12 protein-coding genes and 1 tRNA gene are annotated in these 14,783 nt (G+C 61.0%); 7 read left to right on the plus strand and 6 right to left on the minus strand.

Annotated features, from left to right (window positions below):
* Positions 1 to 31 precede the first annotated feature (31 nt).
* Positions 32 to 316 carry a GIY-YIG nuclease family protein gene (locus tag HJB83_RS14900; protein ID WP_221132260.1) on the plus strand — a complete coding sequence of 95 codons (285 nt, stop codon included), beginning with the start codon at positions 32 to 34 and terminating at the stop codon, positions 314 to 316.
* 664 nt (positions 317 to 980) lie between these two features.
* Here HJB83_RS14900 and HJB83_RS14905 read toward each other — a convergent pair.
* The 3 genes from HJB83_RS14905 to HJB83_RS14915 form a co-directional block, all read right to left on the minus strand.
* Positions 981 to 4,376: an acyl-[ACP]--phospholipid O-acyltransferase gene (locus HJB83_RS14905; RefSeq protein ID WP_221132216.1), complete on the minus strand. Its 3,396-nt coding sequence runs from the start codon at positions 4,374 to 4,376 to the stop codon at positions 981 to 983.
* 93 nt (positions 4,377 to 4,469) lie between these two features.
* Positions 4,470 to 4,751 carry a YiaA/YiaB family inner membrane protein gene (locus HJB83_RS14910; protein ID WP_003588051.1) on the minus strand — a complete coding sequence of 94 codons (282 nt, stop codon included), beginning with the start codon at positions 4,749 to 4,751 and terminating at the stop codon, positions 4,470 to 4,472.
* 50 nt (positions 4,752 to 4,801) lie between these two features.
* A complete protein-coding gene (locus HJB83_RS14915; protein ID WP_221132218.1) occupies positions 4,802 to 5,488 on the minus strand; it encodes a PspA/IM30 family protein in 687 nt (228 codons plus the stop codon).
* Positions 5,489 to 5,598: 110 nt separating this feature from the next.
* On the opposite strand from HJB83_RS14915, the gene HJB83_RS14920 reads away from it, so the two are divergent.
* The 6 genes from HJB83_RS14920 to HJB83_RS14945 all read left to right on the plus strand — a co-directional run bounded on the left by HJB83_RS14920 (position 5,599) and on the right by HJB83_RS14945 (position 12,380).
* Positions 5,599 to 6,204, plus strand: coding sequence for a TetR/AcrR family transcriptional regulator (locus HJB83_RS14920; protein WP_221132219.1), 606 nt, complete (start codon positions 5,599 to 5,601; stop codon positions 6,202 to 6,204).
* A gap of 423 nt (positions 6,205 to 6,627) precedes the next feature.
* Positions 6,628 to 6,858, plus strand: coding sequence for a helix-turn-helix transcriptional regulator (locus HJB83_RS14925; RefSeq protein WP_207583279.1), 231 nt, complete (start codon positions 6,628 to 6,630; stop codon positions 6,856 to 6,858).
* Entirely contained in the window at positions 6,855 to 8,123 is a 1,269-nt protein-coding gene (locus HJB83_RS14930) for a type II toxin-antitoxin system HipA family toxin (RefSeq protein WP_221132220.1), read from the plus strand. Before HJB83_RS14925 ends, HJB83_RS14930 begins: the two co-directional genes overlap by 4 nt.
* Positions 8,124 to 8,259: 136 nt before the next feature.
* A complete protein-coding gene (locus HJB83_RS14935) occupies positions 8,260 to 9,039 on the plus strand; it encodes an SDR family NAD(P)-dependent oxidoreductase (protein WP_221132221.1) in 780 nt (259 codons plus the stop codon).
* A gap of 198 nt (positions 9,040 to 9,237) precedes the next feature.
* The gene (locus HJB83_RS14940) at positions 9,238 to 11,463 is read left to right on the plus strand and encodes an AAA family ATPase (protein WP_221132222.1); all 2,226 of its coding nucleotides are present in this window, start codon (positions 9,238 to 9,240) and stop codon (positions 11,461 to 11,463) included.
* Positions 11,460 to 12,380 carry a hypothetical protein gene (locus HJB83_RS14945; RefSeq protein ID WP_221132223.1) on the plus strand — a complete coding sequence of 307 codons (921 nt, stop codon included), beginning with the start codon at positions 11,460 to 11,462 and terminating at the stop codon, positions 12,378 to 12,380. The genes HJB83_RS14940 and HJB83_RS14945 overlap by 4 nt, the downstream gene beginning before the upstream one ends.
* A gap of 130 nt (positions 12,381 to 12,510) precedes the next feature.
* On the opposite strand, the gene HJB83_RS14950 is transcribed toward HJB83_RS14945, so the two are convergent.
* The 3 genes from HJB83_RS14950 to HJB83_RS14960 form a co-directional block, all read right to left on the minus strand.
* Positions 12,511 to 13,230: a M48 family metallopeptidase gene (locus HJB83_RS14950; protein ID WP_221132224.1), complete on the minus strand. Its 720-nt coding sequence runs from the start codon at positions 13,228 to 13,230 to the stop codon at positions 12,511 to 12,513.
* Positions 13,230 to 14,489, minus strand: a complete 1,260-nt coding sequence (locus HJB83_RS14955) for a UvrB domain 3-containing protein (RefSeq protein WP_221132225.1) — start codon at positions 14,487 to 14,489, stop codon at positions 13,230 to 13,232. Before HJB83_RS14955 ends, HJB83_RS14950 begins: the two co-directional genes overlap by 1 nt.
* A 199-nt stretch (positions 14,490 to 14,688) precedes the next feature.
* Positions 14,689 to 14,762: transfer RNA gene (locus HJB83_RS14960), tRNA-Gln, on the minus strand.
* Positions 14,763 to 14,783 lie beyond the last annotated feature (21 nt).

Genomic DNA, 14,783 nt, shown 5'->3' on the forward strand with positions numbered 1-14,783 from the left:
CCCAGTATCCACAACCAAGCACTCTGCGGGCATGGCGGGATATGTCTACATCATCACCAACCAGAAAAACGGCACGCTCTATATCGGCGTGACATCCGATCTGGAGCGCCGCATCTATGAACATCGCGAAGGGCTGACGAAGGGCTTTGCCTGGAAATATGGGTGCACACGCCTCGTCTGGTACGAGGAACATTGGGATATCGGCAGCGCGATCCAGCGTGAGAAGTCGTTGAAACGCTGGTACCGGCAATGGAAGATCGATCTGGTCGAGGCGATGAATCCTGAGTGGAGCGACCTCTATCTTACGCTGTGGTAACGCGAACGCGGTGCTTGCGGCCATGGGTCCTCGGGTCAAGCCCGAGGACGACGGAGGGTGGGGGAGCCTACGCGACAAATATCGAAGCGTGCGGCGTTCTATTGGAATTGCCGCCTATTATTTTACGCGATTGCCGCGCAAAACCGCTCGCGCATTTTACTAGAATTCCTCCGGACGTCTCCCCTCTTGCCGCTCGTTGTCCCCGCTCTCCGTCATACTCGGGCTTGACCCGAGTATCCACGCCGCAAGCACTCCGCTTGAATTTGTTCGGCGATCGCTATTGTCAGTGTGAGCGCAACGCAGCGCTTGCAGCATGGGTCCTCGGGTCAAGCCCGATACTCGGGTCAAGCCCGAGTATGACGGAGGGTGGTGGAGCCTATGGGGCAAGGGCCGCAAACGCGTGATGTTTTGTTAGAATTGCCGTCGTGCCGTCGTTGTTTACGCAATTCCCATTTTGCTGGAATTCCCTCCAGACGTCTCGCCTCTTGCCCCGCGTGCCCCACCCTCCGTCATACTCGGGCTTGACCCGAGTATCGGGCTTGACCCGAGTATCGGGCTTGACCCGAGTATCGGGCTTGACCCGAGTATCGGGCTTGACCCGAGTATCCATGCCGCAAGCATTTCGCTTGAATTTGTTCGGCGCCTGACGCCGGCCAAGCCCCGCCTACGCCGCCTCCCCCGCCTGCACCGCACCCTCGGCCAGCTTGCGCGCCGCGACGAAATCGACCTTGCCGGAGCCCAGCACCGGGACCTTGCCGATGGTGACCTCGGCCGGGACCATCATGTCCATGGCGCCCTTCGACTTGGCGAAGGCGAGGAATTCTGTGCGGGTGGCATTGGGGGCGTCGGTCAGCAGCACCAGGCGCTCGCCCTTCTTGGCGTCGGGCAGCGAGGAGACCACCGACAGGGCGCCGGGCCAGAGTTCGGCGGCGAGGGTTTCGACGGCGGCGAGCGAGATCATTTCGCCGGCGATCTTGGCGAAGCGTTTGGCGCGGCCGCGGATCTTGACGAAGCCGTCCTCGTCGATGGTGACGATGTCGCCGGTGTCGTGCCAGCCATCGACCAGCGGCTCGAGCACGCCGGGCTTTTCGGCACGCAGATAACCGGCCATGACATTGGCGCCGCGCACATGCAGCCTGCCGCCCTCTTCGATGCCGGGCACCGGTTCGAGCTTCCATTCCATGCCCGGCAGGATTTTGCCGACGGTGCCGGATTTGTTGTACATCGGCGTGTTGATCGAAATCACCGGCGCGGTCTCGGTGACGCCGTAACCTTCGAGAATGCGCAGGCCGAATTTTTCCATATAGGTCTGGCGGGTCGAGGCCTTCACCGGCTCGGCGCCGGAAAAGATATAGCGGATCGAGCGGAAATCATACGGATGCGCCGTCCGGGCATAACCGTTGAGGAAGGTGTCGGTGCCGAAGATGATCGTGGCGTTGGAGACATAGATCAGCTCCGGCACGATGCGGTAATGCAGCGGCGACGGATAGAAATAGACCGGCACGCCGGAGATCAGCGGCAGCACGGTGCCGGCCGTCAGCCCGAAGGAATGGAACACCGGCAGGATGTTGAACACCTTGTCGCCGCTGTGGAAATCGATGCGGGCGGCGGCCTGGGCGGCGTTCGACAGGATGTTCCGGTGGGTCAGCACCACGCCCTTCGGCGTGCCCTCGGAGCCCGAGGTGAAGAGGATCACCGCCGGATCGTCCGGCTGGCGTTTCACCAGCGGCCGCCCCTTGCGCAGAAGCCCGCGGATCTTGTCCATCAGGCCGATCTCGGCCCTGAGATCATCGAGCCAGACGATCGTCACCTGCTTTTCCATCTCTTCGATCACCGCGCCGAGCTTGGCCTGGGTGACGAAGGCGCGCGAGGTCAGCACGTGCTTGATCTCGGCGGCCTTGCAGGCGGAGAGAATATTGGCCGCACCGGCAGTAAAATTCAGCATCGCCGGCACCTTGCCCGCGCTCATCACGCCGAGCAGCGTGGCGGCGGCGCCATTGGCATTCGGCAGCATGACGCCGAGGTTCGTCTCCGGGAATTTGGCGCGGAATTTGGCGCCGAGCACGGCAGCGCCGGTCAGGAGCTTGCCATAGGTCAGCCTGCCGGTGACCGGATCCTCGACGGCTGGCTTTTTCATGCCGAATTCGTGGCCGGCCTCGATGACGCGGCCAAGAACGGTCGATGAGGTGTCGGCAGTCTGGAACATCAGGTTCGACATCACCTGATAGAGGGCAGCCCCCGCCGCGGTGCGGCGCTTGCGGCCCTTCAGCTCCGGCGGCACTTCGAGCTTCACCGGCTCGAGAATGGTGACCTTGACCTTGGGAAACAACCGGCGGCGGATCTTGCCGTTGTCGAGATAGGAGAGATAACTCTTCTCCAGCCCGTCGATCCTGACCGGCACGACCATCGAGCCGGTCTTGTCGGCGACCATGGCGGCGCCATCATAGACCTTCATCAAGGTGCCGGTCACCGTCAGCCGGCCCTCGGGGAAGATGCCGATCGGGTTGCCGTCCTGCACCACCTTGATCAGCGAACGCGTCGCCATCGGCTTGGTCGGGTCGAGCGGCAGGAATTTGCACATTTTCAGGAAGGGGCGCACCCACCAGGCCTGGGCGATCTTGTAATCGACGGCGAAGGTCGGCTCTTCCTCGGTGATGGCGAGCGCCAGGGCGCCATCGAGCAGGCTGACGTGATTGAGGGCGATGATCGGCGCGCGGCCGGCCTTCTTGATATTCTCCAGCCCCTCGACCTCAAGCCGCATGAAGGCGCGGAACAGGATCGAGATGAAATCGCGGAAGGGATTGGTCGGCAGCGTCTTCAGCATCAGCCAGGCGACGCCGAAGTTGATGATCCCAAGCCCGATCAGGATCTGAGGAATGGAAGCGCCGAGCGCCTGGATGGCGGCGACAAGGCCAAGGCCGACGGTGATGAACAGAGCCGACAGCACATTGGCGGCGCCGATGACGCGGGCGCGGCGGTCCTCATGCGCCCAGGTCTGCAGCGCGGCGAAGGTGGGCACGGCGATGAAGGCGCCCGAGATTGCCATGCCGGCGAGATCGATGGCAACGCGGATGGTATTCTGGCCGGCGAAGAAATCGGAAATCGTCGTTGCGTGGGCGACTGAAGCCAGGCCCCAGAGGTTCCAGGCGAGATCGAGGCTGAAGAGGCCGAGCAGCGCCGTTCCCACAGGGGCCGGCAGCAGCACGATGCGGCCTGATGACATCCAGGCGGCAATGGCCGAGCCGACGGCGACGGCGATGGCGAAAACGGTGAGATAGGCGGGCACGACCAGCTCGGAGCCGCCGAGCAGCTCGGTCACCATAGTCGGCAGGATCGACAGCACGAAGGCGCCGACCAGCCAAAACCAGCAGTTCATCAGCGCCGACCGCCACAGGCGTTTGTCCTGGCGGATTTCCATCACCAGCGTGTAGCTGGAGCGGATGACATTGCGGTCGATCTGAAGATCCGGCGCCTTGGAGCCGGTGGGAGGGATCATCCGGCTGGCCAGCCAGCAGAGCACCGACAGCCCCATCATCATCGAGCCGAACAGGAAGACATTGTCGCCGCTCGAGAAGGCGAGGGCGGCGATGATCGTGCCGGCGAGGATGGCGATGAAGGTGCCGCCCTCGATCCAGGCATTGGCCTTCGGAAGATCGCGGCGTTCGAGGTGATCGGGCAGGATGCCGTATTTGATCGGCCCGAACAGCGCCGAGATGACGCCGAAGCCGAAGAGTGCGGCCATCAGCACAAAGATCGAGGAAAAGCCGAGGCCGACGACGGCCAAGGCGGCAATGCCGATCTCGCAGCGTTTCAGCAGTTCGGCGATTTTGGCCTTGTCGTGTTTGTCGGCCAGTTCGCCGCCGAGCGCCGAGAGCAGCAGGAAGGGCACGATGAGGATGACGCCGGCAAGCGTCACCAGGGCGGCACCCTCGCTCGCCGACATCTTGAAAAGAATGAGGAACACCAAAGTGTTCTTCAGAAAATTGTCGTTGAACGCGGTCAGGAACTGGGTCCAGAACAGCGGCGCGAATTTCCTGGATGTCATCAGCTTGTTTTGCACGGGCGCTTTCCTCTATCGGCTGGCAGAGAAGGCCACAGAGTTGTTACGCAATGGTTGAGTGCGAAAACAACTCTGCGCTGTGGTTAACGAAGGTCAATCTTCGTCGCTACGATTGAATTTGACGAGCAGTTTTTCGGTGCGGGCATCCTCGACCTTGCGGATCAACTTTTCGGATTCGGCATTGTCGCGCAGCGTCTTGGTGATGTTCACCGTGGTCTGCACCAGCATCAATATGCCCATGGCGAGATAACCTTTGCCCCAGAGATCGAGCGGCATCATGTACAGGCCGAGCGCCAACATGAAGGCGGCCGAGCCGAAGGAGATGTAGGAGAAGCTGACCCAGCTGGAAGAGTGTTTCTGGAAACTGTCGTTCATGATCGTAACCCTCAAGGTTCTATGGATTGGATGGTTGGATGAAGGCGATTTCAGGCGGCCGGCGTGATGCGGCTCTTCAGCCGGGCGAGCACGTCATCGGCTGTGGAGTGGAGGGCTGGGCCGCAGCCGGCATTGGCCAGCTTTTCGATGATACCGGCCGGGCGGATCGAGCCTTCCATCTCCTTCAGCGCGGCCGCCGTCAGCTCGTTCTGGCTCTGGCGGATGCGCAGGCGGGCCAGCGTCTCCTCGGCGTCGTCGAGCGTCGCAAGGCCCGGACCGGCGACGACGACATCGAGCTTCTGCGCCTCCTGCGTCGCCCGGGCCAGGCGCTCGCCGCGCTGCAGCGCCTGCAGCCGCGCCTCGGAGGCCCGGACGATCGCCTTCAATTTGTCGATTGATGTGGTGAACTGGGCCTGCGCCTGTTCCGAGGCATCACGCTCGGCTTCGAGAAAAGCGATCGCCTCGGCCGCTTCGCGGGCCAGCCCGTCATTGCCCTTGGTGAGCGCCGCACAGGCACGGATCTCGAGGTCGGCGATGCGGGCGACGATCGTTGCGTGCTGTGCCTTCTCCTGCTCGTTCTGGGCGATGGCGACGGCAACGCTGCGGCGCGCCGACTGGATCTGTTGGGCGGCATCACGGATCTGCTGGGACAGCAGCGGCACGGCGTGGCGATCGGCAAACGCCTGTTCGGCATCATGCGCCCTGCCCCGCAACAGAATCGAAATCAGTTTGAACATTTCCTTCCTCCGGTTTATGAACGTTGTTCACGAGTGGTGTTATGGCAGAATCGTGAACGTCGTTCAAGATAAATTTTGAACGACGTTCAAAAATCGAAGTGGAATGGTGAATGGCCGGCAGACGAGAAGAAAAACGCGAGGACCTGAAGGCGCGGCTGATCGAGGCGGCGCGCGACCGCATCGCCCGCGACGGGCTTGGTAATCTGCGCGCCCGCGACATCACCCAGGACGCCGGCTGCGCGCTCGGCGGCCTCTACACGGTGTTTGCAGACCTCGGCGAGCTGGTCATCCACGTCAACTCCGCAACGCTGAAGGCCTTGGAGGCCAGGCTGACTCTGCCCGAGACCAAGGACAAAAGCCCGACCGACCGGCTGCGCAACCTCGCCCAGGGCTACCTCGCCTTCGCCGTCGAGCACCGCAACCTCTGGAAAGCGCTGTTCGACCACTTCCCCCCCGACACCAGCCCGACGCCGCAATGGCATCTCGACGAACACCTGTTCCTGATGGACGTGATCGCCGAACCGCTGGCCGAACTGCAGCCCGACATGCCGGCCGAAGACCGCGCCATCCGCGCCCGCACGCTGTTTGGCGCCGTGCATGGGGTGGTGAGCATCAGCCTGGAGGGCCGCTTCGTCGGCTTGCCGCTGGAACGGCTGGCACGGGAGGTGGATGAGCTGGTGCAGACGATTGCGGCGGGGGCGGAGCGGCGGCGGTGATGGCGGGTGAGTGCGGCCGGGGTGGGTTTGGCAAGAGCCCTCCTCCCCTCCGTCGTCCTCGGGCTTGACCCGAGGACCCATGCCCGGAGCGGAAACTCCTCCCCAAAAATGCCCCTCACCCTAACCCTCTCCCCGTAAACGGGGCGAGGGGACGTGTTACGCGAGACGTTGGAGAGAAACGGAAAGGCCGCGGCATATCCCCTTCGCCCCGCGAGCGGGGAGAAGGTGGCGGCAGCCGGATGAGGGGCTGGGCCTCGCCAATCTTCCGCGCCGGATGTAGCGCCTGCCAAAACCACTACCCATCTTACCGAGCGGGGAATTTCGCGGCCTCAACCCATTCCATATCGTCAAAATATCCCGATCGGTAAATTCCCCTAGACGCCCGCCGAAATTTCACTATATTTTCCCGATCGGGAAAATCACATGTCGAAACAGATTAAAACTCCAGCCGATATTGGCGCCCTTGTTCGAAGCACGCGCAAGGAGCAAAACCTGCGGCAGGACGAGCTTGCCGGCGTCGCCGGCGTCGGGCTTCGGTTTATCGTCGACCTTGAAGCCGGCAAGCCCACGGCGCAGATCGGCAAAGTCCTGCAGGTTCTGCAAACGCTCGGCTGCTCCATCGACATTCTGGCGCCCGGCGAGCGCAGACGATGACGGACAGGATCCTCAACGTCTGGTGGAACGGCCGCATTGTCGGTCAATTCACGCAGGACCGACACGGTGATATCGGCTTTGCCTATGCTGAAGGCTGGCTCGGCGATGATGATGCGCTGCCGCTCTCGGCCTCTCTCCCGAAACGACCGGAGCGATTTTCCCGCCGGGAATGCCGGCCGTTTTTCGGCGGCCTGTTGCCCGAGGAAAGCCAGCGGATAGCTGCCGCGCAGGCCCTGGGCGTTTCTCCGGCCAATGACTTTGCGCTTCTCGATCACCTTGGCGGCGATGTCGCCGGTGCATTGCAACTGCTTGCCGAGGGCCAGGAGCCCGCGGAAACCGCGACGACTGCAGATCGCCAATCCGCGCCTTTGGACGAAGCCGGCATCGTTCGGGTGCTGGAGGCGCTTCCCGTGCGCCCTTTGCTGGCCGGCGAGGAAGGCTTGAGACTGTCGCTCGCCGGCGCGCAATCCAAGGTGCCGGTTGTTCTGATCGACGGCCGGATCGGCCTTCCCCTGCCTGGCCAGGCGACCACTCATATTCTGAAGCCACCAATAGCGCGCTTCAAGGCGACGACCGAAAACGAAGCTTTCGTGATGAGGCTCGCAGCCGCCATCGAGCTGGATGTCGCAGCGGTCGAACCGCGACATGTGCGGGAACGCCCGTTTCTTCTGGTCGAACGATATGACCGCGTCCGCGACGCCGGCGGCCTGGTTCGCCGCATCCATCAGGAGGATTTCTGCCAGGCGCTCGGCGTACCGCCGGAAACGAAATATGCGAGCGAAGGCGGGCCGACCTTCAAGGATTGTTTCGAATTGCTGAGACGGATTTCGGCAAGACCGGCCATCGATGTTCTGAAGCTGCTGGACGCTGCCATCTTCAACCTGATCGCCGGAAATGCCGATGCCCACGGCAAGAACTTCTCCATCCTTTACGATAGCCAAGGCCCGCGGCTGGCAAAACTCTACGACCTCCTCTCCACCGTGATTTATCCGGAGCTGTCGCCAAAGCTGGCAATGAGAATCGGCAAACGTGCCACGCTCGCCGAGATGGATGCGGAGGGCTGGCATGTCTTTGCGCGAGAAGCCGGCGTTGGCACTCCGCTGCTGCGCCGCCGGGTAAACGAGCTCTGCGACAAGGTGATAGCAGCGGCCGATAAGGTCGCTGACGAGCTCGCAGACATATTGCCTGATCGAGACCCAATCGATGAAATCGCCGGCTTGATAAAGAGCCGGGCCGAGGCAGCCAGGCTGACCTCGAAAGATTGAGGAAAACGAGGAATTGCTCCCAACGTCGCGCCTCTTGCCGATCGCTGACCTCAATCTCCGTCGCCCTCGGGCTTGACCCGAGGACCCATGGCCAAGCACTCTGGGCCCACCCACGCCGCACGCGAAAGGAACCCCCATGAGCCGCATCTTCATCACCGGTTCCACCGATGGCCTCGGCCTCGCCGCCGCCCGCACCCTGATGAACGAAGGCCACGACGTCGTGCTGCACGCCCGCTCCCGCGAGCGCGCCGCCGCCCTCGCAGACATCTCCGCTGCCGCCCTCGGCCTCGTCATCGGCGATCTCGCCAGCGCCGCCGAGACACAATCGATCGCCGAGCAGGTCAACGCCATCGGCCGCATGGACGCCGTCATCCACAATGCCGGCATCTACCTCGAGCGCAGCCGCGGCGACACCCCGGAAGGCCACGCCAAGACGCTGGCGGTCAACACCCTTGCCCCCTACCTCCTCACCGCCTGGATCACCCGCCCCGATCGCCTGGTCTATCTCACGAGCGGCATGCACCGCAGCGGCGGCAGCACCCTTGACGATATCGACTGGAAGAGACGGCCGTGGAACGCCAGCCAGGCCTATTCGGAAAGCAAGCTCTACATCGCCACCCTCGCCGCCGCCATCGCCCGCCATTGGCCGGATGTTTTCAGCAACGCGGTGGATCCCGGCTGGGTGCCGACCAAGATGGGCGGCACCGGCGCGCCCGATGACCTCGAAATGGGGCACCTCACCCAGACATGGCTTGCGGCAAGCGATGCGGGAGCCGCGAAAGTCAGCGGCGGTTATTGGTACCATCGGCAGCGGCGGGAGGCCTTGCCGGAGGTCAGCGATTCCCTGTTTCAAGATGCGCTGGTGGAAAAGCTTGCCGAAGTGACCGGTGTTTGTCTGTTCGCGGAGCCGGGGTAAGGTGCAAGATCGGCTGATTGCGCGGTGCCTCCAAGGGTGCCACAATAAAGTTAGACCCAGCTGCAGCGACTAATTATGCATCTTAAGTCGAGGCTCAGAAGGGAAGTGAACATTGTATCTTAAATTACCGGCGAGGAATTTTAGCCTTTCTACCAAAGCTCCCTTCGGTCGGTTCATTTGCCCCCTCGGAGCAGCCGCATGATCAGGATCCCCAGCCGACCGGCGCCCATCTTGCTCGCTTCGTCGCTTATGCGTGAGCGCAGGCAGCAGTTGTATACTTACCTGCGCCGACCCGAATCTGACAGACTACAGCGCCGACTACCAATCGCCGACGAACTGTTTTACGCGGGGGAGCTAAGGGATTCGGTCGCCGAGCGCTGCTATCACAAGTGCGTCTTCTGCGAGTCCCGCGACGCCGGGGAGCGTGTGGAGCATTTCCGGCCTCTGCGTGCCCGCGCGATCGACGGCTCCCCTGCTTGGGACCACTACGCTTGGCTAGCGTATGAGTGGGACAATTTGATCTACGTCTGCAGTTACTGTGCGCGCGCAAAAGAAGACCAGTTTCCGACGGGCGGCACCCGCGCACCCTATTTGGCCAGCTTGGAAGAGGTACGGCGGCTGGAGCAACCGCTGCTCATTGATCCATACTTTGACGCGCCGGAGCGGCATTTCGACTTGCTCCTAGACGGGCGATGTGCGGCACGAACTGAGCGAGGCCAAACAACAATAGCAGTGCTCGAGCTCGACAGCGAACGCCTGTGCAACCTGCGACGAGATGATCTTAAGCAACTGGAGCACGAACTGACCTCCTGGGCTGACGACGACAGATCGATGCGGCTGCGGGACATCTTCGACCGTCGACGTCCATTTGTAGGCGCGCGCTTGAATTTTTTGAAACGGGCGGTCGATGAAATTACATTCTTGGGGAGGGAGGTCCGCGGCTCCAGGCGGCACCATCCAGAACGCTTGGAAGGGCTCTTCGCGCACCGCCCAGAAGAACGGCCTCGGTTGCTCGAGCAATTGGACGAGCTACGGAATTCCGACGAAGCGCGACGAGTCGAGCGGGATTTCTACCCATCCCGGTTAGCGGCAGGGAAGTTGCAATCGGAAAATCAGCGCGCTTTATTTCACCCGTCCTCGAAGCCGCGTCACGTGGGGCACATCGCGATCAGCAACCTCAAAGGGATCACCGGGTTGAAGATAGAGGGGAGCCCCGAGAGCCGCACTCGTAGGGGCGCGCCGTGTCTGATGCTTCTCGGGGAGAATGGCACCGGCAAGTCTACCCTGCTGCAGGGAATCGCACTGGCGTTGCTAGGCGGCCCGCAGGCCCGGCGCCTTAGGCTCAAGGCGGACGATTTCCTGCGTAGCAAAGGTACCGACCGTTGGGATCAGCTTACTCCGGAGGCGGCTTCGGTGAACGTGCAGTTTTTGTTTGGCGAGGGACGCGCCGACTTCTTATTCGACAACAGACAACGGCGCATCGTGGGTTCAGATCTGCCTGCCACGCTCGTCCTGGGCTACGGGCCGCGCCGGTTTTTTGATCGTCGCCACTCGACCGCTGCGTCGCAGCCTTACGCCTGCGTGCGCACGCTCTTTGACCCGTTGGCTACCATCCCATACCCCGGTGTCTGGCTGAACAGCCTTCCCGATCATCAGTTCGATGCTGTTGCGCGGGCGCTGCGTCCGATTTTGGCGCTCAGCGAGAATGACAAGTTGGTGTTAGACGCCGATGGTCGTATTTGCGTCCAAGTCGAGGACCGTCCCGTTCCCATAGAACGGCTGAGCGAGGGCTATCGCTCGATCTTCGCGCTCGCTGCCGACATTTTCCGGGAGATGCTGAGGCACTTTGATGATCTGGAGCGCGCACATGGCGTCGTCCTAATCGACGAGGTTGAAACCCATCTCCATCCGCGCTGGAAGATGCAGGTTATGCGTGCTCTCCGGCGCGCACTGCCCAACGTTCAGTTCATTGTTACGACCCACGACCCGCTCTGCCTTCGTGGTATGGAGGATGGTGAGGTCGTGGTCTTGCAACGCGATGACGCCGGGGAAATCACGCTTTTGGAGAACCTGCCGAGCCTTCAAGGAATGCGGGCGGAACAACTGCTCACGTCGGACTACTTCGGACTCTCGAGTACCATCGATCCGGAAACAGAACTCGAGATGGTGCGCTTTGCTGCGGCGGTCGCCGAGCGACCCGACGAGCACGTGACGAGCGAGATCGTATCGCGCTTGACGCTCGGCGACAGCGCGGGCGAGCAGGTGATTCAGGCGGCGCTTCAACGGTTCCTTGAGGCGCGTGAGAAGCCTGCAGGTGGCCTTCGGCCAGACGTTCGGGCGGAGGCGGTCGAGGCGGTTTACAAAGCGCTGGCCGCCCCACCGCGCCTCGACGCGACGGGGATACGGGAGGGGGATCCAGCGTGATCCGCGCGAAACGACCAGAGGCCGCGCCTACTTCGCTCGGCGCGGCCGCGGCAAAGGCGGAGCAGAACGCGGCAGAGATCTATTATAATGCTTGGCGGCCTGGGATGGCCGCGTACGGCAAGTTCAAGGCCTATGCCGGAAACGACGTCATCGATGCGCTACGCAAGCTATTCCACGGCAAGTGCGCCTACTGCGAGCGCGCCATCGAGAAAGGGACACGAGAGGTCGAACATTATCGGCCGAAGGGTGGGGTAGGTGAACCCGATCATCCCGGTTACTGGTGGTTGGCTCACAGCTGGACCAATCTCCTGCCTACGTGTGGACCTTGTAATAAGGGGCTTAAGCAGCACCTCGTCACTGTGGACATGACCATCGAAGACGTCGAAGCGCTTCAGGCGAAGCCCGCAGCGAAACTTGCTGGTAAGGCCAACAACTTCCCTGTCGGAACGACTCGCCTAACTGCCAAGTCGGATGACCATACTATTGAGCAGCCGAGACTGCTGGATCCTACACGCTGTGAACCAAACAACTATCTCCGTTGGAGCCATGCTTCCGATTTCAGCATCATCACGCCCCGCTCAGTTGCGGGGCAGCCGTCGATTGAGGGCGACGAGACAATTCGTTGTTTAGCGCTGAACCGCGTCGGCCTCGTGGAAGCACGGACTAAGCAGCTAAACATTCTGCGAGGGCAAAGGGTCCGCATCATGGACAGCCTGGAAGCCACCCTAGAACTACCGGAAGCGGCGCAGGTGCCGGCACTGCAGATGGTTCTGCGTAGCGTGGAAGATATGCAGTTGCACTGCAGTCCGGATAAGGAGTTCGCGGCAATGGCGACAGCATTCGTCGCGGCGTTCCGCAAAGAATTAGAGGAATGGCTTGAAGCGAATGCCCGCGTCATAGTCTTGGCAGAGGCCTAGCGTTGCGCGGGAACGATTATCTCCATTGGGATCATGGATGTGACGGACAACATTCCCGCTAAAGGGCCGTCAACCCGCTGTGTTGACCAGCAGTACAGTGCATAAAATGTCGGCGGCGCGGGGAGGTTCGCTAGCGCTGCGGCCAGTCTTCTGCCCCAAGCGGCAGTTCGTTCAGCTCCTTCCTCGCTTCAGGCCAAGCTGGATAGTGATGACTCATCAGCTCGAAGAAGCGCTCGCTATGCCGTGGCTCGAGAAGGTGTGTCAGTTCGTGGACAATCACATACTCCAGCAAATCCTTCGGCTTCTTCACGAGCTCCGTGTTCAGCCTAATGGTTGCAGCGGTTGGGTTGCAGCCGCCCCATTTCGTCTTCATCCTCTGCAGAAAATACCGCGATGTCTTTACGCCAAGACGAGCCTCCCATTTCCGAATGATGCCGGGCACTACCCCGTGAAGCAGCGTCTTGTGCCATTCGTGAATGACCTCCGCCCTCTTTGCCGGCGAGCTTTCCGGGCGAACTGTCAGGTGAATCGTCCGATGGTCAAGTTTGACCGACGGCCTTTCATCTTTTTCGATCACTGACATCAGATATCGACGACCCCAGAGGAAATGACTCTCCCTACCAATGAATTGGCGAGGTGACTCTCGCACTTGGTTCATCAGTCTCGTTTGCTGATCGCGTATCCAGCCCAGCTTGGAGATCGCATAGGCGCGCGCCACTTCCAGCCTAGTTGCCGAAGGCGCGACCAAGGTCACCCGACCGTTTGGCGGATGAACGGATAGATGGACGTGCTTCACACTCTTTCTCGTCACATCGATCACCATGTCGCCGATTTCGATGATCTCGCGCATCAATACCCCGGCTGACTTTTGACAATCTCAAACAACGCGCGCGTGGCGTCGCTATCCCGGTTCAAGATTGGAAAGAGCACATTCTTGACCTGCCGTTCACGTGTTTCATCGCCCTTCCACCCGGCTGGTGCCCCCTGCCTGATCGCCAAATCTATCTGGAGTGCAAGGGCAGCCATCTGGTCTTCATCATTCGGGCATGCAAACAATGTTGCCGGCAAGGTCGGAAGATTGTTGAAAATGACTGTAGCCTCTCGGTTTCCGTGCAATGCGGCAGGAATGCCAGCAGTCGGTCCTTTTTGCGCGAGTTGCCGCACCAGGTCCTCCGCGCGCCGAAGAAACTCCTCGTAGGCCGCAGCATCGTCCCGGCTCTGCCTAATCAAATCCCCAAGCAATATCGACATCTGGTCGTAGAACCGCGGATCGGTGAGCTGATCGCGAATGATTGTCTTGCGGATATTGTTGATGATCCCCTCGGAGATCGCGTTCTTCGACAGCTTGCCCTTCTCGTTCAATTTCTTGGCAATTGCATCATGGATGCCCGTTTCAATGATCGCCTGCGTCAGTGTAAGGCTGGCGAGGTAACCAAGGATCGTCGACGGATCAGCCTGAACATAGGTGTTGAGGAGATGGCGCATATCGGCCTCGTACGGCTTGATATCCAACTCTTCCCCCGAATGTCTTTTTACGGCGCTTCGCACATCCGCGTAGAATTCCACCTCTTGCTGGATTATCGCGGCCTCAGGATCCGAATAGCCGGCTTCGTCTAGGTGCTGGGCAATGGCAGCGAAGGCCCTCACGAATGCTGCGACAGCCTTGTAGAAGGAAACCCGCAGTGCCTCGGTTTCAGTGAGAGCTTCAGGGTCGGCTGCATTTCCACAGAAATAGTGCAGAAACTGCTCGATCTCACGCGGCGGCAACACTGGCTCGCACAGATATCGCAATGCCTCGCGGATCTCATCGAGGTGCTTCTTGCCTTCCTTTAGCCAATTCTTGATCTCAACATTGTTGTCGCCAGCAGTGCCTTGATCGATGTCCAATTCGTCCGAACTATATACGGCGATCGCATTCTGGACATCGCCGAACAGCTCCCTGAAATCGACGATGTAACCGTAGTCCTTGTCGTCGCCATCAAGCCGGTTCGTACGGCAGATCGCCTGAAACAGATTATGATCACGTAACTCGTTATCGAGGTAGACGTAGGTGCAACTCGGTGCGTCGAAACCAGTGAGCAGCTTGCTGACCACGATCAGCAGTTTCATGTTTCTGCTAACCCTTTCTGTCATCGTGAGCCCGGCTTCTCAAGGTCAATCCGAAGCGAGACCGGCCCGAAAGGCTTCGCGCCGTGGGCATGCGAATGCGATTCCTTCACAACCGCCGCAATGGGGAGAAGGCGCAGGGATAGGCCGAATAAAAGGAAAAGCGCCGGAAACCTGGATCGCGGCTTGAAACGGGAGCTCTTGGCTGGGGCGCCTGGATTCGAACCAGGGATGACGGTACCAAAAACCGTTGCCTTACCGCTTGGCGACGCCCCACCAGAGCTTTCGGCGGAAACC

The organism is Rhizobium sp. NZLR11 (genome assembly GCF_019685115.1).
GTDB lineage: Bacteria > Pseudomonadota > Alphaproteobacteria > Rhizobiales > Rhizobiaceae > Rhizobium.